The 22364-nt window shown below is 54.4% G+C and carries 25 protein-coding genes; 15 read left to right on the plus strand and 10 right to left on the minus strand.

Going from position 1 to position 22364, the window contains the following annotated elements:
- Window positions 1-6: 6 nt before the first annotated feature.
- The 4 genes from CHH28_RS11035 to CHH28_RS11050 all read right to left on the minus strand — a co-directional run bounded on the left by CHH28_RS11035 (window position 7) and on the right by CHH28_RS11050 (window position 2660).
- Window positions 7-759, minus strand: a complete 753-nt coding sequence (locus CHH28_RS11035) for an ABC transporter substrate-binding protein (protein ID WP_094060359.1) — start codon at window positions 757-759, stop codon at window positions 7-9.
- Between the two features lie 33 nt (window positions 760-792).
- Window positions 793-1566, minus strand: a complete 774-nt coding sequence (locus CHH28_RS11040; RefSeq protein WP_094060360.1) for an ABC transporter ATP-binding protein — start codon at window positions 1564-1566, stop codon at window positions 793-795.
- A gap of 161 nt (window positions 1567-1727) precedes the next feature.
- Window positions 1728-2219 (minus strand): DUF4442 domain-containing protein, encoded by a 492-nt coding sequence (locus tag CHH28_RS11045; protein WP_094060361.1) that lies wholly within the window; start codon window positions 2217-2219, stop codon window positions 1728-1730.
- A gap of 15 nt (window positions 2220-2234) precedes the next feature.
- Entirely contained in the window at window positions 2235-2660 is a 426-nt protein-coding gene (locus tag CHH28_RS11050; protein ID WP_094060362.1) for a GNAT family N-acetyltransferase, read from the minus strand.
- 199 nt (window positions 2661-2859) lie between these two features.
- On the opposite strand from CHH28_RS11050, the gene CHH28_RS11055 reads away from it, so the two are divergent.
- Both CHH28_RS11055 and CHH28_RS11060 read left to right on the plus strand, forming a co-directional pair.
- Window positions 2860-3906, plus strand: coding sequence for a metallophosphoesterase (locus CHH28_RS11055; RefSeq protein WP_094060363.1), 1047 nt, complete (start codon window positions 2860-2862; stop codon window positions 3904-3906).
- An 11-nt stretch (window positions 3907-3917) separates the two neighbouring features.
- Window positions 3918-5561, plus strand: coding sequence for an alkaline phosphatase D family protein (locus CHH28_RS11060; protein WP_094060364.1), 1644 nt, complete (start codon window positions 3918-3920; stop codon window positions 5559-5561).
- Window positions 5562-5619: 58 nt separating this feature from the next.
- Here CHH28_RS11060 and CHH28_RS11065 read toward each other — a convergent pair whose 3' ends face one another.
- On the minus strand, window positions 5620-6579 hold the full coding sequence (locus tag CHH28_RS11065; RefSeq protein WP_094060365.1) for an alpha/beta fold hydrolase: 960 nt from the start codon (window positions 6577-6579) through the stop codon (window positions 5620-5622).
- A gap of 24 nt (window positions 6580-6603) precedes the next feature.
- Window positions 6604-7314 carry a hypothetical protein gene (locus tag CHH28_RS11070; protein ID WP_094060366.1) on the minus strand — a complete coding sequence of 237 codons (711 nt, stop codon included), beginning with the start codon at window positions 7312-7314 and terminating at the stop codon, window positions 6604-6606.
- Between CHH28_RS11070 and CHH28_RS11075 the strand changes: the two genes are divergently transcribed.
- Window positions 7308-8444, plus strand: a complete 1137-nt coding sequence (locus CHH28_RS11075) for an enoyl-CoA hydratase/isomerase family protein (RefSeq protein WP_094060367.1) — start codon at window positions 7308-7310, stop codon at window positions 8442-8444. The two genes, CHH28_RS11070 and CHH28_RS11075, sit on opposite strands and share 7 nt — an antisense overlap.
- A 15-nt stretch (window positions 8445-8459) precedes the next feature.
- On the opposite strand, the gene CHH28_RS11080 is transcribed toward CHH28_RS11075, so the two are convergent.
- From CHH28_RS11080 to CHH28_RS11090, 3 genes are read right to left on the minus strand one after another with little or no spacing between them, the layout of a single operon-like run.
- On the minus strand, window positions 8460-9275 hold the full coding sequence (locus CHH28_RS11080) for an HDOD domain-containing protein (protein ID WP_094060368.1): 816 nt from the start codon (window positions 9273-9275) through the stop codon (window positions 8460-8462).
- Window positions 9272-10120 (minus strand): HDOD domain-containing protein, encoded by an 849-nt coding sequence (locus CHH28_RS11085; protein ID WP_094060369.1) that lies wholly within the window; start codon window positions 10118-10120, stop codon window positions 9272-9274. The genes CHH28_RS11080 and CHH28_RS11085 overlap by 4 nt, the downstream gene beginning before the upstream one ends.
- 37 nt (window positions 10121-10157) lie before the next feature.
- On the minus strand, window positions 10158-11078 hold the full coding sequence (locus CHH28_RS11090) for a YgfZ/GcvT domain-containing protein (protein WP_094060370.1): 921 nt from the start codon (window positions 11076-11078) through the stop codon (window positions 10158-10160).
- A gap of 205 nt (window positions 11079-11283) precedes the next feature.
- Between CHH28_RS11090 and CHH28_RS11095 the strand changes: the two genes are divergently transcribed.
- Window positions 11284-11538, plus strand: a complete 255-nt coding sequence (locus CHH28_RS11095; protein ID WP_094060371.1) for a succinate dehydrogenase assembly factor 2 — start codon at window positions 11284-11286, stop codon at window positions 11536-11538.
- A gap of 55 nt (window positions 11539-11593) precedes the next feature.
- Entirely contained in the window at window positions 11594-11914 is a 321-nt protein-coding gene (locus CHH28_RS11100; RefSeq protein WP_157729886.1) for a hypothetical protein, read from the plus strand.
- Between the two features lie 42 nt (window positions 11915-11956).
- Here the strand turns inward: CHH28_RS11100 and nadB are convergent, their stop codons facing one another.
- Entirely contained in the window at window positions 11957-13561 is a 1605-nt protein-coding gene (nadB, locus tag CHH28_RS11105) for an L-aspartate oxidase (RefSeq protein WP_094060373.1), read from the minus strand.
- A gap of 240 nt (window positions 13562-13801) precedes the next feature.
- On the opposite strand from nadB, the gene rpoE reads away from it, so the two are divergent.
- The 10 genes from rpoE to recO all read left to right on the plus strand — a co-directional run bounded on the left by rpoE (window position 13802) and on the right by recO (window position 22360).
- Complete coding sequence (rpoE, locus tag CHH28_RS11110) at window positions 13802-14389, plus strand: RNA polymerase sigma factor RpoE (RefSeq protein ID WP_094062057.1); 588 nt, start codon at window positions 13802-13804, stop codon at window positions 14387-14389.
- Window positions 14390-14403: 14 nt separating this feature from the next.
- On the plus strand, window positions 14404-15057 hold the full coding sequence (locus CHH28_RS11115; protein WP_094060374.1) for a sigma-E factor negative regulatory protein: 654 nt from the start codon (window positions 14404-14406) through the stop codon (window positions 15055-15057).
- Complete coding sequence (locus tag CHH28_RS11120; RefSeq protein WP_157729887.1) at window positions 15054-16019, plus strand: MucB/RseB C-terminal domain-containing protein; 966 nt, start codon at window positions 15054-15056, stop codon at window positions 16017-16019. The genes CHH28_RS11115 and CHH28_RS11120 overlap by 4 nt, the downstream gene beginning before the upstream one ends.
- Entirely contained in the window at window positions 16020-16448 is a 429-nt protein-coding gene (locus tag CHH28_RS11125; RefSeq protein WP_094060376.1) for a SoxR reducing system RseC family protein, read from the plus strand.
- A gap of 38 nt (window positions 16449-16486) precedes the next feature.
- Window positions 16487-17869, plus strand: a complete 1383-nt coding sequence (locus tag CHH28_RS11130) for a DegQ family serine endoprotease (RefSeq protein WP_094060377.1) — start codon at window positions 16487-16489, stop codon at window positions 17867-17869.
- A gap of 94 nt (window positions 17870-17963) precedes the next feature.
- Window positions 17964-19763, plus strand: coding sequence for a translation elongation factor 4 (gene lepA / locus CHH28_RS11135; RefSeq protein WP_094060378.1), 1800 nt, complete (start codon window positions 17964-17966; stop codon window positions 19761-19763).
- Window positions 19763-20131 (plus strand): DUF4845 domain-containing protein, encoded by a 369-nt coding sequence (locus CHH28_RS11140; RefSeq protein ID WP_094060379.1) that lies wholly within the window; start codon window positions 19763-19765, stop codon window positions 20129-20131. The genes lepA and CHH28_RS11140 overlap by 1 nt, the downstream gene beginning before the upstream one ends.
- The gene (rnc, locus tag CHH28_RS11145) at window positions 20128-20820 is read left to right on the plus strand and encodes a ribonuclease III (protein ID WP_094060380.1); all 693 of its coding nucleotides are present in this window, start codon (window positions 20128-20130) and stop codon (window positions 20818-20820) included. The genes CHH28_RS11140 and rnc overlap by 4 nt, the downstream gene beginning before the upstream one ends.
- Window positions 20817-21707: a GTPase Era gene (era, locus tag CHH28_RS11150; protein ID WP_094060381.1), complete on the plus strand. Its 891-nt coding sequence runs from the start codon at window positions 20817-20819 to the stop codon at window positions 21705-21707. Before rnc ends, era begins: the two co-directional genes overlap by 4 nt.
- The gene (gene recO, locus CHH28_RS11155; protein WP_094060382.1) at window positions 21704-22360 is read left to right on the plus strand and encodes a DNA repair protein RecO; all 657 of its coding nucleotides are present in this window, start codon (window positions 21704-21706) and stop codon (window positions 22358-22360) included. The genes era and recO overlap by 4 nt, the downstream gene beginning before the upstream one ends.
- Window positions 22361-22364: the final 4 nt, after the last annotated feature.

Below are 22364 nucleotides of genomic sequence, written 5' to 3' on the forward strand. Positions count from 1 at the left end.
GTTAACTTAGTAAATCGAGAACGGGAAGTACTGTTTGTTGATTTCTTCGTACTTGCCATTTTTCACGATGGCTTTAATGGCGGCGCTGAATTTGTCTTTCAGGTCATCGCCTTTACGTACGGCGATGCCGATTTCGTCGTTGATGTCCAGGTCGCCACCTTTGAACTCAAACTTCTGGCCATCGTCGGTGCGCAGCCAGTCGTAGGCTGGGAACTTGTCAGACAGCAAAGCATCCAGGCGGCCAGCAGCCAGATCCAGATAGGCGTTGTCTTGCGTGTCGTACAGCTTCACGGTAACGACGTCGCTGAATTTGTCTTCCAGCATTTGTCCAGCGATGGTGGCGCGCTGCGCACCCACGGTCAGGCCTTTCAGGCTTTCTTTGTTGGTGTCCAGCTCACGATCTTTGGCCGAGACGAATGCCAGTACGTTGGAGTAGTACTTTTCAGAGAAATCCACTACTCGCAGACGCTCTTCGGTGATCGACATAGAAGCAATAATGGCGTCGTATTTGCGAGCGCGCAGGCCCGGAATGATGCCGTCCCAATCCTGCGCGACGATTTCACAGTCAGCCTTCATTTGCTCGCACAGCGCTTTTGCAATGTCGACGTCGAAGCCGATCAGGTTGCCGTCGGAATCCACCATGTTAAAAGGGGCGTAAGCGCCTTCGGTGGCGATGCGGATTTTGTCAGCTGCCAGTGCCACCGGTGCGGTAGCCACAGACGCCAGCACAAGGCCAGCAGCGAACAGTTTACGAATCATACAGTCATCCTCGTTTCAGCTTTTTTGAGTTTTTTATTGATGGCTGGACATAAAGTCGCGTACGCGTTGTGATTGCGGGTTATCGAACACCTGTTCGGGTGGTCCCATTTCCTCAATCTGCCCCTGGTGCAAAAACACCACTTGTGACGACACTTCCCGCGCAAAACGCATTTCGTGGGTCACGATGAGCATGGTACGGCCCTCCTGTGCCAGTTCCCGCATCACCGCCAGCACTTCGTTGACCAACTCCGGGTCCAGTGCTGAGGTGGGCTCGTCGAACAGCAGCACCTGTGGGTCCATCGCTAGGGTTCTGGCGATGGCGACACGTTGTTGCTGTCCACCGGAGAGATTGCCCGGGTAGGCATCCTGCTTGTCCGCCAGACCGACCTTCTTAAGCAAGGCTCGTGCCTTTTCGATGGCTTCGTCTTTTGGCAGCTTCAGCACCTGGGTCGGTGCTTCAATGATGTTCTGTAAGATGGTTTTGTGGGGCCACAGATTGAACTGCTGGAATACAAATCCCAAGCGTGACCGCACGGCTTGCAGCTGTTTTTCGCTGACGGCGACCAGGTCGCCGTCTTTGTTCGGTTTCAGTGCCAGCGGCTCACCGCCGATGACTATGCTGCCCTGGCTGGGGTTTTCCAGCAGGTTGATGCAGCGCAGCAATGTACTTTTGCCAGAGCCGCTGGATCCCAAGATTGAGATAACGTCGCCGGTATGGGCGTTCAGGCTGACTCCCTTCAGCACTTCCAGGTCACCGTATGACTTGTGGATGTCGGTGAGCTCCAGAGCGAGGGTTGGATTACTCATGCTGCTTTCGCCGTTGTTATTGTGTGGATCTTCAACCGGATAGCCTGCGCAAGGTGTGTTAGCGACAAGTTATCCGGTGCTTAAAGGCGGAAAACAATATCTGCTGCAGCGGCATCCGTCCAGCGTCAGCATGATATGGCGATGAGTGGTGGGCGCAGAGATCAGCGTTTTTTCGGTGTCCAGGCCCATACCATGGTGGCTTTTACCGTTTCCGTGCCGGTGGCGTCGGTAATGGTTACCGGCACCTCAATGTCGCCTTTGTCGGTGTTACGAACGTACTCAACTTGCTCATCGCTGAAGCTGGCCACCGCTTTCATATCACCGCTGGCGCGTTTCAGATACTCCAGCTCCATTTTGCGAATGACAATAATACGATCGTCTGGCACCGACAGCGCCGTCATAAAGCCGGTGGCGGATTCTGCCAACAGCGCCATCGCCGCGGCGTGCACGCTGCCAATGTGATTGCGCACTTTACGGCGGTTGCGCAGCACAATAATGCACTCTTGTGGTTCAAGTTTTTCCACCCGAGTACCGGCCGTGCCCGCAAATGGAATCACCTTGCCCATGATGAAAGACAGCGCTTTGGGGCGCCATGATTCGGGCAAGCGCCGTACTGTGCGCAGCAGTTGCGTGAGTTGGTTGCCTTTGGACATACACTTTTTCCCCAATTAAAAGCCAGCAGTGTATGTGCTATCGGCGGCTCTGAACATGACCGAACTGACGTGCTTTTGTTGTGGGAACAAGCATCTAAAAGCGTACTGGTCAGTCAGTGGCTGAAAGCCAAGTTGGCTGTAATAGCGCTCGAGACCGGGTAGGGGGCGCAAATAGATGTAGTAGTCGGGCCAGTGCTCGCTGATCTGTCGCAGCAATTGTTGCCCCAGTTTTTGTCCGCGCCATGACGGTGCTACGCACAGGCCTCTAAGCCACCAATGTTGGCCGCTGCTATGAAGGCGGCACACAGCTACTAGGGTATTGCCCACATACAACCCTGGGTGCTGCTCAAATGGGCTGGCGCGGTTGTGATCGGCCGCGGCTTTATACAGCACGTTGCAATCACGTAGCGGCGAATCGGGACGAAATTCAAACTGGCACATTGGTACCTATATTCCAGAAAAGGGACATGCTGCACTGCATTGGAGCGTTACCCTAGGCGGCACATTGATGCGACAAATGCCTGATAAATCCCGCTACTGAAGGGTTTGTCAGTGTTGCTGCTGCAATAAAACAATCACGCATTTGTAACAACGTGCAACTAGGCTGCCCGCTCATTGTTCACCTTTATGGAGCAACATTGTGGCCCACTACTGTACTCACCTGATTACCTTAACCGCTGCCTGTGTCGTTAGCGCAGCCTCATTGGCCATGTCGGACAAGCCGGATCCGTTGCCAGATATTGACCCGGTGGAAGGCAAAGTCGTGCGCTTTATCGCCATTGGCGACATGGGTACGGGCAAGGATGGGCAGTATAAAGTAGCGGCTGCGATGGAAACAGTATGCGCTGAGCGCGGTTGTGATTTTGCTATCGGCCTCGGCGATAACATTTATGAATCCGGCGTGGATTCGACCAATGACATTCAGTTCGAGATGAAATTCGAACAGCCTTATCAGAATTTAACCTTTCCTTTTTATATGACGCTGGGCAACCACGATAACTCTTGGTTGATTGGCGGTGATGGGTTGGACAATGACAAAGGTGATATCCAGGTGGAATATCACTACAAGCGCAATCGTTTGAGCGATAAGTGGCAGATGCCGGCGCGCTACTACAATTTCACCGCGCCGCTGGGTGAGGTTGAGCCTTTGGTGGAATTCTTCTCGTTGGACTCTAACCCGCTGGCCGCCGTGGCAGACGCCGACCCTGAATATTGGCAATTGCCCTATCGCGATAAACAACAGCGTTGGTTGGACGTTGAATTACGGGACTCCAACGCGCCGTGGAAAATTGCTTTTGCTCATCACCCGTTTATTTCTAATGGTAAACACGGCAACGCGGGCATGTACGATGGCTTCCCGGGTGCTGGAGTGGTGTATTACAAATTACTGAAAAACCACGTATGCGATCGTGTGGACGTGATGATTGCCGGGCACGATCACGATTTACAGTGGCTAAAGCCGGTGGAGCGGTGCGGTAAGACGTTTCATATTGTCTCGGGCGCGGGTGGTAAAACGCGCAGCTTAAAAAATCCTAACAAAAATGCTGCCTATTGGCAGACCGACGACACGCTTGGGTTTTTCTACATAGAAATCGCCGGCGATGAGTTTCGCGGTACTGCTTATACCGTCGATGCCGACAGTGGCGAGCATCGCGCTGAATTCGAACACACTCTCACCCGCCAATAAGGATCAGGATTATGACCGTCTCTCGCCGCACGTTCTTTAAGCAAGCCGGTGTGCTCGGAGCAGCCACTGTAGCTGCACCCGCCATCGCCATGACCAGCAAGCCCGCCGATGATCCATTGGCGGATCGCGAGTTGGCCAACTTCGCCCATGGCGTTGCCTCTGGTGACCCTCTGGCCAACCAAGTGATTTTATGGACGCGCATAACACCTGAAATCGATGCGCCGGTCAGTGTGCAGTGGCGTATTTGTGAAGACGTGAATATGGAGTACGAGGTGAATCGCGGCACGGTCACCACCGATGCCAGCCGCGATTATACGGTAAAGGTCGATGCCGACGGTCTGATGCCTGACACCTGGTATTATTATCAATTCAGCGTGGGCGACGTTGTATCAGCCGTTGGGCGCACCCGTACTGCAGCAGAAACCGGCATGGATCGCGTGCGCTTGGCGGTGGTGTCTTGCTCCAGCTTTCCGCATGGCTACTTTAATGTTTATCGCATTTTATCGCAGCGCAATGATTTGCATGCAATTCTGCATCTGGGTGATTACATCTACGAATATGCGGAAGGCAAATACGACGATAAAGATTTACGTGCCCAACGAGCATTATTGCCCAAGCATGAAATTGTCAGCCTAGAAGACTATCGCTTGCGACACAATTTGTATAAACGTGACCCGGATTTACAAGCGGCGCATCAACAATACCCGTTTATTGTGACGTGGGACGACCACGAATTCGCCAATAATACCTGGAAAGACGGTGCGGAAAATCACAACGACGGCGAGGGCGACTGGATTCAACGTAAGCGCGCCGCCAAGCAAGCGTATTTTGAATGGATGCCGATTCGCCAGCAGCCGGACGACTTGGAGGCGGTGTATCGCAAATTCCAATTTGGCAATTTGGTCGACTTAATGATGCTCGACACCCGCGTTGCCGGGCGCGATGAGCAAGTCGGTTTCTTCACGCAGCACGAACGCAATGACCCGAACCGCACATTGCTGGGGTTTGAGCAAGAAGCCTGGCTGCACAACCAGCTAGCCAGCTCCACCGCACGCTGGAAGATATGCGGTCAGCAGGTACAGATGCAGGAAATTGGGCCGGTGGCGCTGCCAGATAAACTCGGCGGTGGCGTATCTTTCTTCCTCGATACTTGGGACGGTTACACCGCGACGCGCAAGCGCCTGTTTAATCATATTGAAAGCAATAATATCGATAACTTTGTGGTGTTGACCGGGGACATTCACTCCACTTGGGTAGCGGATTTGGCGCATGACCCGTTTGATCGTAAGCTTTACAACGGCTCCACAGGTGAGGGGGCGTTGGGTGTTGAGTTTGTAACGCCAGCGGTCACCTCGCCGGCCTTGCCACCTGTCGTTGGAGACGTGGCAGCGGCCGCGCTAAAAGGCTCTAGCCCACATTTAAAATACTGTGACATGGTGCATCGTGGGTTCTTTATTCTCGATGTGACCGCCGAGCGTGCACAAGCCGACTGGTATTTTGTGCAAAGCGTCGACAAGCGTACCACCGCTCATTATCACGCCACGTCGTATAAATCGGATGCCGGTGCGAATCGTGTGAGTAAAGCAGCGGCTGCAGTGACCGGCATTCATAACGACGTGCCGCTTGCGCCCTTGCCGGTAGAGCAAACGGTATAGCGTTTTTATCGCAGCGGTTTTGTGTTCAGGCCTGGCTCACGTGGCGTGAGCTGGGCTATTATCCTTGTGGCGTTGCATCTGTAGCGGTTTGTAAAAAGCTCACGTAATCCGCAGCACTTTTCTTTGGCGCTTCTACCATCGGCAGGTGACCAATGCCCGGGTAAATAATGGTCTGCGCATGGGGGATCAAGTCTTTAAAAACGGTCACCGATGATACGTCCAATACTTGGTCTTCCTCGCCCCACATAATCAGCGTGGGCATACGAATTACCTGCCGTACTTGTTGCTCAAATTGATGTTGTTGCAATGTTTCTCGTGTGGCCATCATGTCGGCAAAAATACGTCGGTTGAGTGCTTCACGCGCCAACGTTTTACGAATCAGTGCCGGTCGCAGTGGCCAAGGCAACAATGGTGGCTGACTCATGGTCATGTGCCAGCGGCGCTCAAAACTTTCTTCGTCTGAGGCAATTAATGGATTTTGCCCCTGCTCTAAGGCGGCAAAAAATGGGCTGATATCCGGCGCATCCACTCCGGCGGCATCCAACAACGCCAGGCTGAGCACGTACTGTGGATATGCCACCGCGTACAGCGCCACGATGGCACCGCCCATGGAATTGCCGGCCATGTGCCAGGCGGAAATATTCAACGCCTCGGCTAGGGCGTGCAGCCGTTGCGCTTGGCGTTGTAGATCATGGCTGTCTGCTGCTGGGGTGTCACCATGGCCAGCCAGGTCTGGAATAATAATGTGGTAGTGCTCTGGCAAATAGCGCACAAAACGCAGCCAGGTGTCTTTGTTGGCAGAAAACCCGTGCACCAATAATACCGTCGGGCCGTCACCTGGGCGCTCCAGATAATGCATGTCGACATCGAGAGTGTGGGCTGTGTGCAGCGTCAGCTCGGCCGATGATCGTGCCAGTTCGGTGGCGCTGGCGAGTAACGCGTCTTGTTGCTGATGACTGCAAGCGCTTAGCAGCCACAAGCTGGCAAACAGTAACAGGGTGGTGCGGAAAGTTTCCATAGTGGGCGTCTGTTGTTCGTGGAGTTAGGCGGCTTGCGGCGTTGCCAGTCGCTGGCACAACTCACAGCCAGCTTGTAGCGCTTGCTCTAAGTGTTCTGCTGCCAGCTCGTATTGCGGCCGATACAGCATCAGCATGCCAGCTGCGTATTCAATGTGAAGGTGAGGATGCGCCAAGCACCATTGTTCCAGTATCGCTAAGTAGGGTTGCACTAGGCCGACTTCGCTGCTGGCAATGTGCCATTTTCGCAGCCCTGCGGGTTTTTGGTGTGGGCTGAGCGGCGTCAGTGTCAGCGGCTGCTGGTCGGTTAAGGCATCGCCGCGCAACCAATGTTTTTGCCAGCATTGCAGGCGCCAGTTGGCTTTGCCGTCCAGTGGGCAGTGCAGCAGCACCACAGTTTGCGTGGACGCGCCCTGTTGATTTACCAGGCTGTAGTCAAATATATTGACCGGCCGTTGTTGGAACTCCCCCTCCAGCAAATAACGAAAGTGGCGAAACTGGCCGCATTCAATCAAGTGAAATTGAGCTTGGCGTACTGGCTGGCTAAGGCTGGCGTAGGGTCTGAACTTTAATCCCAGTTGGTCGGCGGCCTGGCGCAAAAGTGAATTTCTTCGCCCCCGATCAGCTAGCATCACCAGCGACAATAAGCCAATAATAACAGAGACGATAATAAGACTGAGTAGTATGGTCATGCTGCCAGTGTAATCCCAGTGCCAAAAAGGAGTCGACCGTGTCATCGCAAAAACCGATCCTGACTGAAGAAATAGCCTGTGGGCCACGCCATCGATTGGCGATATTAACCATCAATAAGCCGGCTGCTATGAATGCCGTGGATTTGACCATGGTCGGTATGATTGGTGAGGCGCTGGAGCAATGGCAGCAGGACAATCGTGTGGTTGCAGTGTTGATGCGTGGCGCGGGTGAGCGTGCTTTCTGTGCCGGCGGTGATATTCGCCAGTTGTATGACAGCATCAATGCCAAAGGAAAAAAACGCTATCAATACGCGGACGCCTTTTTTAGCGGCGAATACGGCAAAAATTATCGCGTGCATCAGTTTACCAAACCACTGATTGCCTGGGGGCAGGGGTTTGTTATGGGTGGCGGTTTGGGGCTGTATATCGGAGCCAATCATCGCATCGGTTGTCAGTCGCTGAAACTGGCGTGGCCTGAGGTACGCATTGGGTTATTTCCCGATGTGGCGGCCAGTTATTACCTGGCGCGTTTGCCCTATCCCATGGGGCATTGGATGGCGCTGACCGGCAGTCACATCAACGCCGCTGATGCTCGCCAGTTGGGGCTAACTCAGTACACATTAAGCGACGATGATTGGCCGGCGTTGTTAGAGGCGTTGCAGCAATTGGCATGGAGTGACAATCGTGCCATCAATCATCAGCAGGTTCGCAGCTTAGTGACGACCATGACCGATGAGCAGGGAATTGACAGTCACTGGCAGTCGGTGTCCGACGACTTAAAAGAGCTGTTTGGCGACAGTTTGGAAAGCCTGGGGCCGCAGCCGCTGATGCGATTGGATGCGCGTTTACGTGAATATCACAGTGACAACGAATGGCTGCAGCAAGGGCTCGAAAACTATCGCCAGGGGTGCCCTGCCACGGCAGCTTTGATCATGCGTCAGCTAGAACGTGGTGCCACTATGAGCTTGAAGGAGGTGGTGCAATGGGAATTGGTGTTGGCGTATCAGGCGGTGCGCCATCCGGACTTTGCTGAGGGCATTCGCGCCATGGTGGTGGATAAAGACAATCAACCTAAATGGCAGCACAGCAGTGCGATGCAGGTTGATGACACCTGGCTCAATCAGCTCACCGCTTCTCCTTGGCAAGCCGATGAGCATCCGTTGGCCGATTTGTGATGGGCTAAGCGGCGGTTATTGCCACTTGGATTGAATTGCCAAGCTGGACCAGGTGCGCATGGTCTTGCTGGCTTCTTCTGGGGCGATATCCAACCGCTGCAATACCGCGCTAGCAGGCCAGTCTTTGATGTCGCGATTGGCCTGATAAAAGCTGGCCAGAGCAACAATATCCAAAATACGCTCGTCGCTTTGTTGCTCTGGCGGTTGATCGAGATACAGCACCGGGTCGCTCAAATCAGAGCGAATCATCGGCACGGACTGTAACAAGGTGGGAAACTGCCAGATCTCCAGTAAGTGCCCGCCCAGTGGCGCCTGCTCATGCTGCAAGGTCGCCAAATCGTGATCGTCGCTTTGCTGATCGCACCAGCGCAGCAGCGGCAATAAACCAATATCGTGCAGTAGCCCTGCGAGAAACGCTTCCCCGGGGCTGGCATCCAGATCTTTCGCCATGATCATGCACAATGCTGCTTGCTCACTGCTCTGGCGCCAGGTGTTCTCCAGCTCACGTTTGACGATGTTCTTCTGCGCTCGGAACAGTTGCTTCAGCGCCAAACTGATCGCCAGTTGCGCGCAATAGCTCACTCCCAGCAGGCCAATGGCGGTTGCTAAATCGGCGATGTGGTTGGGCCGGCCGACCAGCGGGCTATTGGCAATGCGTACCAGATTGGCGGCGATGGCTGGGTCTTGCTCAATTTGCCGCGCTAGCGATTGCGCCGTGAGTAAATCGGACTGGCTGTTGCGCAGAATATTCTGCGCCACGTCGGGCAGGGTCGGCATGGCCATTTCGCCCGATTCCAGCGCTTGGGCGATGGTGTTGCTCAGTTGGCTCATTCGCCGCCTCCACCAATGGCCGAATGGGTCGCACCGACTTCGTCACTGAGCGACTCCCAGTGGGTAACGTCGTTGTCGCTGTCCAGGCCTAAGCGTTGAAATGAACCCAGCGTAGCGCTGTCCACCTGGCCGAGCGGGTGATCGGTATCGACGTAGCTTTGCACCGTGGCCACTTGCACCAGATCCACGTAAGAAGCTTCGGCGGTTTGGTAGTCGAGGTTCAGATAGTTGCGCGGCACCGCCACCAGCTCCTCTGGAAACTCCCAACTCTTTAAAATGTAAGAGCCCAGTGCCGGGTGCAGTTTCTCCAACACCATATCGAGTGAGTAGCTATCTGATAGCAAGCCATCGTGATTTTCGGCGTAGCTCAAAATGGGCAGCATCCCAATCTGGTGCACTAAGCCCGCCAGCATCGCTTGGTCGGCATGCAAGCGGGTGAAGTGCTTGGCCAGCACTTGCGCCGAGGCGGCAATTTCCATCGCTCTCGACCAGCACGCACGCATGCGTTTGTCGACGTTGTCGTGGGTGGCTTGGAACATCTGCTCCATCGCCAGACCAATGGCCAGGTTGCTGGTAAAGTTGATGCCCAAGCGCGAGATTGCCGTGGCCAGATCGGTGATTTGGCTGGAGACACGAATCAGCGGGCTGTTGGTCACTTTAATGATGCGTGCTGCAAGAGCCGGATCCTGACCGATGACTTTGGTCAGATCGGAAATATTCGCGTCAGCGTCTTCAGCGATTTCGCGCACGCGCAGGGCCACTTCCGGCAAGGTGGGCAAAATCAGTTCATCGTTTTTGATCTGGGCGACGATGTCGTCTTTGACCTGTTTAGCCAGGTTAGTCATGCGCGGGTGAATCCTCTGCTGCGGCCAGCTCGGTGGCTTATTGATCGTTCGCTTGAGTATAGGCGATTGGCTCGCAACTGACTGAGGCGCCCGCAATATTGAGCCCAGGCTGATCGGCTGCATTGAGGTTAATCAAGCCAAGCCCGCTGTGTTGGCGCCAACTTGCCAGCTCACCAATGACTTTGCCTTCGCTGTTGTGAATGTCGGACAGGGGCTGAAAGTCTTGCATCGCATCACTGCTGAGCAGCATCAGGGCCTTTTTACTTTTGCCCAGGTATTGCAGACGGGCGACAATTTCCTGGCCGGTATAGCAGCCTTTGCTGAAGCTCACGCCGCCGTGTTGGTGCCAATCAATATTTTGCGGAATCCAGTGCTCGCGGGTGGCCGCCGTGACCCATACCAAGCCGCTGCTGATGTCATCCTGGTGCCAGCGCGATTCAGCACACAATGTGTGTTGCTGCAGTAGCTCTTTAGCGTCACTGAGCGGTAGCCAATGCTCGCAACGGTGTTGCCATTGCAGTGACCAGCCGTCGGCCTGTAATTGCTGATGTTGAGGTTGCGGTAGCTCATTCCACTGAGCGACAACGCAGTAGTCTTCCAGCTCGGACAGGGTGACCTTAAAAAACACCGCGTATTTTTTTAAATGATCAAGCAGTGCGCTGGCTTGCTCGGTCGGCAGTCGCAGCCAGCATTCATCGCCGCGGCGAGCAATCACAAAGTTGGCCACCATGCGCCCTTTGGCATTGCAGCAAGCGCCCAGCTGCCAGTGGCCGTCCAGTTGGCTGACATCGCAGGTGAGCTGGCCTTGTAAAAAGCGCTCACAATCTGCGCCCTGCACACGCAACAGAGAAAATTGACTCAGCAGAGTGGTGTCTCCGCTGTCACTTGTTTGGGTCGGTGTAAAGCCGTTGCCGCTGTCCAGTTGTCCCAGAGAGCTGAACGTATCCAGTACGGGCATAGTTTCAAACCTTAAATTGGAGGTGCCATTGCGCCGCCATGGCGCAGCAATAACGGCGCATTGTACTGCAAAGGCGTCGTCTCCATAACGATACGCAGTGTGGGGTTAATGTTTGCCAGTTAAAGCAGGGTCGGTGCCTAGCAAGCATTTGTGATGTCACAGGCGGAACGACTAAAATACGTCTCCCACTAAATAGGAGATCGATGTGACTGAATCCGTCGAAGTTAAGCGATTGCGCTGGCACTCACGCCGCGGCATGTTGGAGTTGGACGTGTTGCTGTTGCCATTCGTGGACCATGCTTACAGCGATTTATCGCCCGAGCGCCAGCAGGCGTATGCGCAGCTGCTGGAGTGCGAAGACAGTGATTTGTTCGCTTATTTCCTCGAGCGCCAAATTCCAGCAGACGACGCGTTAGCGGATATCGTCGAGGTGGTCCTCGCTCATGCTCGACAGGCATGAGTGGCGATTAAAATCTACGCGCTGGCCGATGCTTCGGCACTGGCTGGCGTGCCTGTTGCTGCTTTTCTCCGCAGTCTTGGTCGCTTGGTGGAAGCAGGCACCGGTGTTGTTGCTAGCGTTGCCGGTGGTATTGGCGCTGTGCTTTACGCGCGGCCAGTTAAACATCGAATCTCTGGGTTGTGATCAGCGCGGCTGGTGGTGCCAATACGGCGACAAAACCCGTTCGTTTCAACCGCGTGCTGGCAGTGTACGCCGACCCGATATGGTTAAGCTGCAATATGGCCGCTGGTTCTGGCAGTACTGGCTGCTGTACCCGCAGCAGTTTCAATCCGCAGAAGATTTTCAGCAGCTCAGGCGCTGTTTGTACCTGCAGTGATTTAATGGCTGCTGCTCCCGATGCAATCGTTGTGAGAGCAGGCTAAAGCTCTCCCAGCTCACGCAAATACTTGGGCGTTAATACGGTGTCATAGGCACGCGGCAAGGCATCGGGGTAGTCGCGGGAGTAGTGCAAGCCGCGCGACTCTTTGCGCAGCAGCGCCGAGCGGATAATCATGTCGGCGACATCCACCAGGTTGCGCAGCTCTAACAGGTCATGACTGACTCGGTAGTTGCTGTAAAACTCTTCTATTTCTTGGCGCAGCAGTTTGACTCTGTGCTTGGCGCGCAATAAGCGCTTGGTGGTTCGTACAATGCCAACGTAGTCCCACATAAAGCGGCGCAGTTCATCCCAGTTGTGGGCAATGACAACGTCTTCATCCGAGTCTGTGACCTGTGATGCGTCCCAATGCGGGGCGCTGGGAATCGGCTCGTCGTGATCAATGTGCTCGATAATGTGCTTGGCTGCTGCGCGAGCAAACACCAGACACTCCAGTAGCGAGTTACTGGCCAGGCGATTGGCACCATGCAGGCCAGTGCAGGCGGTTTCGCCAATGGCGTATAACCCTTGGATATCGGTACGACCAAATTCGTCGGTAGCAACGCCGCCGCAGGTGTAATGCGCGGCGGGCACCACAGGGATGGGGTCGCGAGTGATGTCGATGCCGAGCTGCAAGCAGCGCTCGTAAATGGTGGGGAAATGCTCGCGCACAAACTCAGCCGGTTTGTGGCTGATATCGAGGAACAAACAGTCGGCGCCTAGGCGCTTCATTTCATGGTCAATCGCCCGTGCAACTATGTCGCGCGGAGCCAGCTCAGCACGTTGATCAAAGCGGTGCATAAACGCTTGTCCGTCTGGCAGCAGCAATCGTCCGCCTTCACCGCGCACGGCTTCAGTGATTAAAAAAGACTTCGCTTGTGGGTGATACAAACAGGTCGGATGGAACTGGTTGAACTCCATATTGACCACACGACAGCCGGCGCGAAACGCCATAGCAATGCCATCTCCCGAGGCGCCATCCGGGTTGCTGGTGTACAAGTACGCTTTGGAGGCACCACCGGTTGCCAGCACCACTGCCCGTGCAGTGATGACGTCTACTTCGCCGCTTTGATTGTTGAGAAAGTACCCGCCGACACAACCGTGACCGGACTCTCCCAGTTTCTCGCGGGTGATCAAATCAATCGCCATGTAGTCGTGCAGCAAGGTGAGGTTGCTGCGTTCTTTCGCTCTGGCCAGCAAGGTGTCGGACAGGGCATAGCCGGTGGCATCGGCGGCATGAATGATGCGCCGCGCGCTGTGGCCGCCTTCGCGGGTTAAGTGGTAATCGCCATTTTCTTGCGTAAAAGGCACGCCTTGATCGATCAACCAGTGAATCGCATCGGTGGAGTTCTCCACTGTGTAGCGCACCGTCGGCTCGTGGCACAGACCAGCGCCGGCGCCCAGGGTATCGGCAACGTGGGCGTCGACACTGTCTTCTTTTGCCAATACTGCCGCGACGCCGCCTTGCGCCCAGCGGGTGGAGCCGGCGTCCATCGACTCCTTACTGATCACTGCCACTTGCAAAGAGTCTGGCAACGACAGCGCCAGGGTCAGACCAGCAGCACCGCTGCCAATAATAAGCACATCAAATATAAAGGACTGGTTCATGCTGATATACGTAGCCTTTGTGTGGTCGTCACTATACTGCTGCGCCAAGATCTTTGTCACTGGGGAACTAATTGAAACTGTGCTGCTCTGATCGCAGGTAAGGCATTTGTCATGGCTTGTGGTATGTTGCATAAACGCTGGCCGCGGATGTCTTTCCTAATTAATTGTGATGACGGGAGGAAAGGTGTGATGCACACGCAAGTGGCCAGCCATGCCGGAATCAATTCGACGGAACTCTACATGCCGGATGCTCAGCAGACCGACACTCAACTGGTAGCTCGTGTGCAGCGCGGTGATAAACGTGCTTTTGATCTATTGGTAGTGAAGTATCAACACAAAATACTGGCGCTGGTGGGGCGTTTTGTCAGCGACCACGCCGAGGCTCAGGACGTAACCCAAGAAGCCTTTATCAAAGCCTATCGGGCGTTGCCCGGATTTCGCGGCGACAGCCAGTTTTACACTTGGCTGTATCGTATTGCTGTGAATACCGCGAAGAATTTTCTTGTAAGCCGTGGTCGCAAGACCCCTACCCAAGACATCGAGTTGGACGATGCGGCATTTTTCGCCGACGAAGAGCGCATGAAAGAGGTCGACACTCCAGATGCGTTGATGCAGCGTGAGCAGTTGCGAGAAGTGGTGTTTTCAGCCATCGCCGAATTGCCTGAAGAGTTAAAAGTCGCTGTTACCCTGCGCGAACTGGATGGCCTGAGCTACGAAGACATTGCCGAAGTCATGGATTGCCCGATCGGTACCGTGCGCTCTAGAATTTTTCGCGCGCGCGAAGCCATCGACAAAAAAATGCAGCCATTGTTAAACATGAGCGCCTGAGAAAGGTGGTAGTTATGCAAGATCGTCTCAAAGAAACCTTGTCCGCCCTGAAAGATGGGCAAGCCGAAGAGCTGGAGCTGCGGCGTTTGTTGAACGAAATGGAGAACGAGCCTGAGCTGCGTGACACGTGGGCGCGTTATCAAATGATGGGCGCACTGATGCGTGACGAGCCGATCAGTACGGTGGACTTATCGCGCGGCATTCGCCAAGCCATCGATGGCGAGCCGATGGATGAAGTCCCAGCGGTGCAGGAGCATATTGCTCAAAGCAGTGGTTCCGGTGTAAGCCATGCTGGGCGGTCTTTGCCTTGGCAGCAATGGCTCACCGGCGGTGCCGTGGCAGCCTCGGTCACACTGGCGGTGCTGCTGGGTGTGCGTTTGGACAGTGTCCAGCCGGCTGGCGGTTCTGCCGCTGTGGCCGCTGCGCCAGCGCCGACAAACCCTGTTGAAGCGACGACCCCGGTGCAGAGCAACGCGGTGCAGGTCGCCGCAGTTGAAGCAGCCCCCGCTGCGCAATCGGCAGCCGAGTTGTCCGATGCACAGCGTCAGTTGCAAGAGTACGTTTTGCAGCACACCGAACATGCGGCTCTCAATACCGGCCGTGGTGTCATGCCATTTGCCCGTGTTGCCAGCTTCCCTGAGCGTGAGGCGGAGGAGCGCCGTCAGTGAGAACTGTGTTTGGCCTTATGTTGTTGGTCGTGGCAACCACCGGGCTGGGCAATGAAGCGCGCTCTTGGCTGGACCGTATGTCACACGCCGCTAAAGAGCAAAACTATCAAGGGGTGCTGATTTATGGCGCCCCGGAACGCTGGGAAACCATGGCCATTAACCATGCTGTCTATGATGACACCGAGTACGAAAAGCTGGTGCACCTTACCGGTGAGCGGCGAGAAGTCATTCGCCGCGGCCATGCCATCAGTTGCAGTCATCCAGGCGATCATGCCGTTCGCGTCAACCCCACCAGCAGCAATCCGCTCAACACAGAACTGTGGCGCGATCTTGGTGATCTAGAAAGCTGGTATCGCTTGAGTTTGGCGGGTGAAGAGCGCATTGCCGGACGTATGACGCAGATTGTTCGAGTGTTGCCGCGCGATCAGTATCGTTTTGGCTACGACTTATGGCTGGATCGCGATACCGCACTGCTGCTGCGCTCTGACTTGGTCCGCCATGATGGCGTGGTGCTAGAGCGCCTGCAGTTCGCCAATGTGGCCATCGGCATTGAGATGGCGAAGTCGGAGTTCGAACCTGATTACGAAGGGCATCATTTGGCGCGGCATAATCACGCCGAAGTTTCGCCTGTTGCCGCAACGAACGCCTGGCAGCCGGGTTGGGTTCCGAGCGGCTTTGCTCCGGTCAACCGCGGGCAAAGTCATGGCCGCCATTTGGCAACTTTAATGTACACCGATGGTTTGGCGGCATTCAGTGTGTTTGTTGATCGCTTATCCAATCCCGAGCAGTCACGGACGCTGCGCCAGCAATGGGGAGCTACCGCTGCCATTGTGCACGATGTGCTTGGCGATGACGGCAGTTATCGCATTACCGTGGTGGGGGAAGTGCCGATGCAAACGGCCGAGAAAATTGCGGCGTCTGTTTCTGTGCCGGCCCTGTTAACGCTGCAGGAGGAGTCTTAAATGTCTTGTGAGTGGGCACGCGTGGTTGAGCTGGCGGACGATGGCGTTTGGGTAGAAGCGGTGCAGCGCAGTGCGTGCAATAGTTGCCAAGCGAAGAATGGCTGTGGCCAGAAAACTCTGGCCGATATTGGCCGCCCAATGCGCTTATGGGTCGCTTGTCAGTCAGACCAGCTGCAGGTCGGTGACGACGTTGAGCTTACATTGCCCACCGGTGGCCTGGCATTGAGTGCGTTGGTGGCCTATGGCATTCCGCTGCTGCTGTTGCTGGCGTCAGCGGTGCTGTTTTCAGCCTTTGGCGAGTTGGCCAGCGTATTGGCTTCAGGCGTTGGATTGTTATTGGGCTTATTGCTCGCTCGTAAGTTATCGCAACGATTTTCGAATATGTGGTTGCCAACGATCAGGCAGCCTTTGGTAACTCATCATCTGTGACAGGAGCGGCTGCTCCTTTTTGATTCAGAGGGAATTTCATGATTCAGACTAAGTCATTGTCGTTTGTTTTGACCTTGCTGACACTCTGGCTTGTCAGCGCCTCGGCGTCTGCGTCTTTGCCTGATTTTCGCGATCTGGTGAAAGAGACTTCGCCGGCGGTGGTGAACATCTCCACCGTCCAGCACAGCCAACCGTCGATGCGTCGCTACGGTTTGCCAGATGATGTACCGGAAATCTTCCGACATTTTTTCGGGGCGCCCATGCCTCGCGGACAGCAAGAGCAATCCTCGCTCGGATCTGGTTTTATTGTGTCTCGCGACGGGTATATTTTGACCAACAATCACGTGATTCAGGATGCCGATGAGATTTTGGTGCGCCTGAATGACCGCCGTGAATTAAGCGCCACCTTAATCGGCGCGGACCCCAGTTCAGATCTGGCTTTGTTAAAAGTCGAAGCGGAAGATTTGCCCACCGTTGAGCTGGGAGATTCGGACCGTTTAGAAGTGGGCGAGTGGGTGGTTGCGATTGGCTCGCCCTTCGGTTTTGACTATTCGGTCACGGCTGGCATTGTCAGTGCGCTGGGCCGCAGCTTGCCGCGCGAGAACTACGTTCCTTTCATTCAAACCGATGTTGCCATCAACCCAGGCAATTCAGGCGGCCCGCTGTTCAATTTGGACGGCGAAGTGGTGGGTATCAACTCACAGATCTACACCCGCTCGGGCGGCTTTATGGGGGTGTCGTTTGCCATTCCTATTAATGTCGCGATGGATGTAGCAGATCAGCTGAAAGAGCGCGGAAAAGTGAGCCGTGGCTGGCTTGGTGTGGTGATTCAGGAAGTGAATAAAGATCTGGCCGAGTCGTTTGGTCTTGATAAAGCAGCCGGTGCTTTGGTCGCGCAGGTAATGCCGGGTAGCCCAGCCGAGGACGCAGGTTTGCAAAACGGCGATATCATTACCCACTTTAATGGCAAGCCGATTCACTTGTCGTCGGATTTGCCGCATCAGGTAGGGCGGGTGAAGCCTGGCAGTGATGCCAAGGTACGGATCGTGCGCAACGGCAAGCGCAAAAACATCACCGTCGAGATTGGCGTACTGCCAGATGGTGATGACGTCGAATTGGCGTCTGGCTCTGGTCCGCAAGAGCAAAGCAGTAATCGCCTTGGAGTGGTGGTCGCTGAGCTCACAGATTCCCAGCGTAATCGCTACGGCGATGGCGTAGTGATCAAGCAAGTGCAGGGCGGCGCAGCAGCACAGGCTGGCATGATCAATGGTGACATCATCACCATGCTCAACAGTGAAGCGATTCGCTCAGTGGAGGATTTCCGCCGCGCGGTCAGCGATTTGCCGAAGAATCGCAGCGTTCCGGTGCGCATTGTGCGCCGCGGATCGGCCATGTTCCTGCCTCTGCAAGTGACAGACTAAACGCGACCGTCGCCTGCATCGCAGGCGACGAATAGCCATGGCGCTGGCTTTGCAGTAAAATCCCCGACCATTTCAACTATCATCGGGTTACTCTGTGAGCCAGCTGGACCACATTCGCAATTTCTCCATCATCGCCCATATCGACCACGGCAAATCCACCTTGTCGGATCGTTTCATTCAGGTCTGCGGCGGTTTGTCCGATCGTGAAATGCAGCAGCAGGTGCTGGATTCCATGGACATCGAGCGCGAGCGCGGCATCACCATCAAGGCACAAAGTGTGACCCTGGATTACACCGCTCGCGACGGCAAAACTTATCAGCTCAACTTCATTGACACCCCGGGGCACGTTGACTTCAGCTACGAAGTATCGCGCTCTTTGGCGGCCTGTGAAGGTGCCCTATTGGTAGTTGACGCTGCCCAAGGCGTTGAAGCGCAATCGGTAGCCAACTGTTACACCGCCATTGATATGGGGCTGGAAGTACGCCCGGTGTTGAACAAGATGGACTTGCCACAAGCCGACCCGGACAAAGTGGCGCAGGAAATCGAAGACATTATTGGTATCGATGCCATTGAAGCGGTGCGCTGCAGCGCCAAGAGCGGCCTCAATGTTGAAGATGTGCTGGAAGATCTGGTGGCGCACATTCCTGCGCCAGAGGGCGATACCGAAGCCCCGCTGCAAGCCTTGATTATTGACTCCTGGTTTGACCCCTACCTAGGTGTTGTGTCGTTGATTCGGGTGAAAAACGGCCGCATTGAGAAAGGCGATAAGATCCACATTAAATCGACTGGCCGTGATCATGGCGTCGACGGTGTCGGTATTTTCACCCCCAAACGCAAAGAAACCGGCTCTTTGGGTACAGGTGAAGTGGGCTATTTGGTCGCTGGCATCAAGGACATTCATGGTGCCCCAGTGGGGGATACCATTGTTGCGGCCAAGCATAAAGACAGTGACGCCTTGCCGGGCTTCCAGAAGGTGAAACCGCAAGTATATGCCGGGCTGTTCCCTGTCAGCTCTGATGATTACGAGAACTTTCGTGACGCGCTGGAGAAACTGTCACTGAACGATGCCTCCTTGTTTTATGAGCCTGAGTCATCCGATGCATTGGGTTTTGGCTTCCGCTGCGGCTTCTTAGGCATGCTGCATATGGAGATCATCCAAGAACGACTGGAGCGTGAGTACGATCTGGATCTCATCACTACCGCGCCAACAGTTGTCTACGAGGTGGTTACGCGTAAAGGTGAGCTACTGGAGGTCGACAACCCGTCCAAGTTGCCTGATGTGGGCAGCATCGAGGAAATGCGCGAGCCGATCTGTGAAGCCAATATCCTGGTGCCAGAAGAGTACTTGGGCAATGTCATATCGCTGTGTGTCGAAAAGCGCGGCGTGCAAATGGACATGCAATACACAGGCAATCAGGTATCGCTGCGCTACGAACTGCCGATGGCGGAAGTAGTAATGGACTTCTTTGACCGCATTAAGTCAGCAAGTCGTGGTTTTGCGTCACTGGACTATAATTTTGTACGTTTCCAGGAAGCGCCACTGCAGCGCTTGGATGTATTGGTAAACGGTGATCGGGTAGACGCGCTGGCGGTGATTATGCACCGAGATAATATTCGTCGCCGTGGCGCAGCGCTAACCGAAAAAATGAAGGAGCTGATTCCGCGTCAAATGTTTGATGTGGCGATTCAGGCGGCAGTCGGCAATCAGGTGGTAGCACGTACGAATGTGAAGGCGTTACGCAAAAATGTGACGGCAAAGTGCTACGGTGGTGATGTCAGCCGTAAGAAGAAACTGCTGCAGAAACAAAAAGAAGGTAAAAAGCGTATGAAGCAGATCGGTAGTGTGGAAATCCCGCAGTCTGCATTCCTCGCGGTACTACAGGTGAAAGAATAATGTTGATAAGTAAGCAGCGTGGCATCTCGATGCCGATGATTTTGCTGGTGTTGGTGGTTGCTGTGGTAGCCATACGCACTGGTATGGCGCTTGTTCCTATGTTTGTTGATGACACTATGGTGAAGCAGATTCTACAAACTATCGTAAGCAATGAAGAGCTTGATGGTAAAAGCACTAACCGGGATATTCGGCGCTTATTGGAAGAGCGATTGCGCTTTAATAATATAAACGTTTCTATCGACACTTTGGAAATTGAGCGCACGAGAGATCGGCTCACTTTATCTTGGCCCTATGAACGCCGCGACAATGTGATGGCCAATATTGACTTGGTGGCGCGTTTCCAGCACGAAGTGGTGTTTGATCGGTGAATGATCCTTTGCTAAAACTCGGCCAGCGTCTGCATTATGCTTTCGCTGACGAAAAGCTCGCACAGTTAGCTTTAACACACCGCAGTAAAGGCGGGAAAAATAACGAGCGTTTAGAGTTTCTGGGCGACTCGATTCTCAGCCTTATTATTTCCGACGCTTTATTCAAGCAATTTCCACAGGCCAAAGAAGGCAAGCTTACTCGTTTGCGCTCGCAATTGGTGCGCGGCAAAACCCTTGCTTCGGTTGCACGGGAGTTTGAACTGGGCGAGTTTTTGATTCTAGGCAGTAGCGTGATCAAAAGTGGCGAGCACCGGCGTGAATCGATTCTGGCAGATACCGTCGAGGCATTAATCGGCGCGATTTATCTGGAAAGCGGATTAGAAAAAACGCGCGAAGTGGTGCTGATTTGGTACCAGAGTCGTCTGCAAGACCTGACGTTGGAAGACCCGGTCAAAGACGCTAAGACGCGTTTGCAGGAATATCAGCAAAAACATCGCCTACGGTTGCCAGTCTATGACGTGCAATCGGTTGTGGGCCCTACGAATGAACAGGTATTTACTGTGAGCTGCAGCGTTCCTGAATTGGCCAGTCCGTTAACTGCCAAGGGCAATAGTCGTCGTCACGCTGAACAAGCGGCTGCGGAGCGAGTGTTAAAGCAATTGGGTTTGCAAAATCAGGAGGGCGTATGAGCGAGCGCAGTGGTTTTGTCGCCATCGTGGGGCGTCCGAATGTGGGCAAATCGACGTTGCTCAATCGCATTCTGGGACAAAAGCTGTCTATTACCTCGCGTAAACCACAGACCACCCGGCATCAAGTGGTGGGTATCAAAACCGAACATGACATTCAGGTGGTCTATGTCGACACCCCTGGGATTCACAAGCATCACGATAAGGCGATTAATCGTTTTATGAATCGTGCAGCCACCACAGCGGTGAAAGATGTGGATCTGGTGGTGATGCTGGTCGATCGTATGCGCTGGACGGACGAGGACGAAATGGTATTACAAGCCATTCGTCAGCAAAAAGCGCCAATCGTGTTGGCGGTTAATAAGGTCGACTTTGTGCGTGAAAAAGAGGATCTGTTGCCATATCTGCAGCAGCTCAATGAGCGCCACCCGTTTGAGCAAATTGTGCCGCTCAGTGCGAAAACAGGTCATAACGTCGACCGCTTAGAGCAGCTGATCGCCAGTTTTATGCCACAAAGCATGCACTTTTATCCAGAAGATCAGATTACAGATCGAAGCTCACGCTTTTTAGCAGCGGAGTTGGTGCGTGAGAAAATCATGCGCCAGTTGGGAGATGAGCTGCCTTACGCCATGACGGTGGAAATCGAAGAGTTTGTTCACGATGGCCGAATTCTGGAAATCAGTGCCCTGATTTTGGTAGAGCGCTCTTCTCAAAAGCGTATTGTCATCGGTGATGGTGGCTATCGCCTGAAGCGTATTGGCGAAGAAGCGCGTAAAGACATGGAAGTGCTATTCGATACCAAGGTGATGCTGAATTTGTGGGTGAAAGTGAAGTCCAACTGGTCCGATGATGAGCGTGCCTTGCGCAGCTTGGGGTACGACGATCAGTGAGGCCATTTTGGCTGTTGCAGCGACAGCCCTGGCGCGAACACGAGTGGTTAGTGGAAGTCTTCAGTCGCGACGACGGCCGCTTGTGGTTGACTGCAGACGTTCGTAAACAGCTGGATTTACACCAGCTGTTTGTCGGCGACTGGCAGCAGCAGGACGGCTGGCCGCGGTTGCCCATGTGCCATCGGCAATGGCACTCCAGCTGGTCGGAGCAAGCATTCGCTTGCGGTTATTACGCTACCGAGCTGTTGTCCCTATTGTTGCCTCTCCAAGAGCCACAGCCACAATTATTCGATGTGTACACTGAGACGCTAAAAGGGCTGGCGGCCGAGGATCATCCATTTCCTTGGTTACGGCTATTTGAACAAACCCTGTTGAATTCGCTCGGTCTGGGGTTTAGCTGGCAAACCGATACCCAGGGTGATGCCATCGTCAAAGGTACATGGTATCGCTTCACTGCCCCGGCTGGCTGGCAGCCAACCGAGCGCAGTCCCTCTGCCGTCTGTGGTAGCGACTTACTGCAGTACGCTGCAGGCACCGATCGAGCTGATTTATGGCGGCTTGCTCGCAATACATTGCAATCTGCTCTGCAGTATCATTTACCTCGCCCGCTGATCAGCCGGTGTTTGTTGTCATCATCCACACAGGAATTGTGAAACC

Source organism: Bacterioplanes sanyensis, from assembly GCF_002237535.1.
Classification (GTDB): domain Bacteria; phylum Pseudomonadota; class Gammaproteobacteria; order Pseudomonadales; family Oceanobacteraceae; genus Bacterioplanes; species Bacterioplanes sanyensis_A.

Bases quoted from the DNA above. Each gene is read 5' to 3' on its own strand.
- CHH28_RS11035 (WP_094060359.1), bottom strand. From the start codon at position 759: ATGATTCGTAAACTGTTCGCTGCTGGCCTTGTGCTGGCGTCTGTGGCT.
- CHH28_RS11040 (WP_094060360.1), bottom strand. From the start codon at position 1,566: ATGAGTAATCCAACCCTCGCTCTGGAGCTCACCGACATCCACAAGTCA.
- CHH28_RS11045 (WP_094060361.1), bottom strand. From the start codon at position 2,219: ATGTCCAAAGGCAACCAACTCACGCAACTGCTGCGCACAGTACGGCGC.
- CHH28_RS11050 (WP_094060362.1), bottom strand. From the start codon at position 2,660: ATGTGCCAGTTTGAATTTCGTCCCGATTCGCCGCTACGTGATTGCAAC.
- CHH28_RS11060 (WP_094060364.1), top strand. From the start codon at position 3,918: ATGACCGTCTCTCGCCGCACGTTCTTTAAGCAAGCCGGTGTGCTCGGA.
- CHH28_RS11065 (WP_094060365.1), bottom strand. From the start codon at position 6,579: ATGGAAACTTTCCGCACCACCCTGTTACTGTTTGCCAGCTTGTGGCTG.
- CHH28_RS11070 (WP_094060366.1), bottom strand. From the start codon at position 7,314: ATGACACGGTCGACTCCTTTTTGGCACTGGGATTACACTGGCAGCATG.
- CHH28_RS11080 (WP_094060368.1), bottom strand. From the start codon at position 9,275: ATGAGCCAACTGAGCAACACCATCGCCCAAGCGCTGGAATCGGGCGAA.
- CHH28_RS11085 (WP_094060369.1), bottom strand. From the start codon at position 10,120: ATGACTAACCTGGCTAAACAGGTCAAAGACGACATCGTCGCCCAGATC.
- CHH28_RS11090 (WP_094060370.1), bottom strand. From the start codon at position 11,078: ATGCCCGTACTGGATACGTTCAGCTCTCTGGGACAACTGGACAGCGGC.
- nadB (WP_094060373.1), bottom strand. From the start codon at position 13,561: ATGAACCAGTCCTTTATATTTGATGTGCTTATTATTGGCAGCGGTGCT.
- rpoE (WP_094062057.1), top strand. From the start codon at position 13,802: ATGCCGGATGCTCAGCAGACCGACACTCAACTGGTAGCTCGTGTGCAG.
- CHH28_RS11115 (WP_094060374.1), top strand. From the start codon at position 14,404: ATGCAAGATCGTCTCAAAGAAACCTTGTCCGCCCTGAAAGATGGGCAA.
- CHH28_RS11125 (WP_094060376.1), top strand. From the start codon at position 16,020: ATGTCTTGTGAGTGGGCACGCGTGGTTGAGCTGGCGGACGATGGCGTT.
- CHH28_RS11130 (WP_094060377.1), top strand. From the start codon at position 16,487: ATGATTCAGACTAAGTCATTGTCGTTTGTTTTGACCTTGCTGACACTC.
- CHH28_RS11140 (WP_094060379.1), top strand. From the start codon at position 19,763: ATGTTGATAAGTAAGCAGCGTGGCATCTCGATGCCGATGATTTTGCTG.
- era (WP_094060381.1), top strand. From the start codon at position 20,817: ATGAGCGAGCGCAGTGGTTTTGTCGCCATCGTGGGGCGTCCGAATGTG.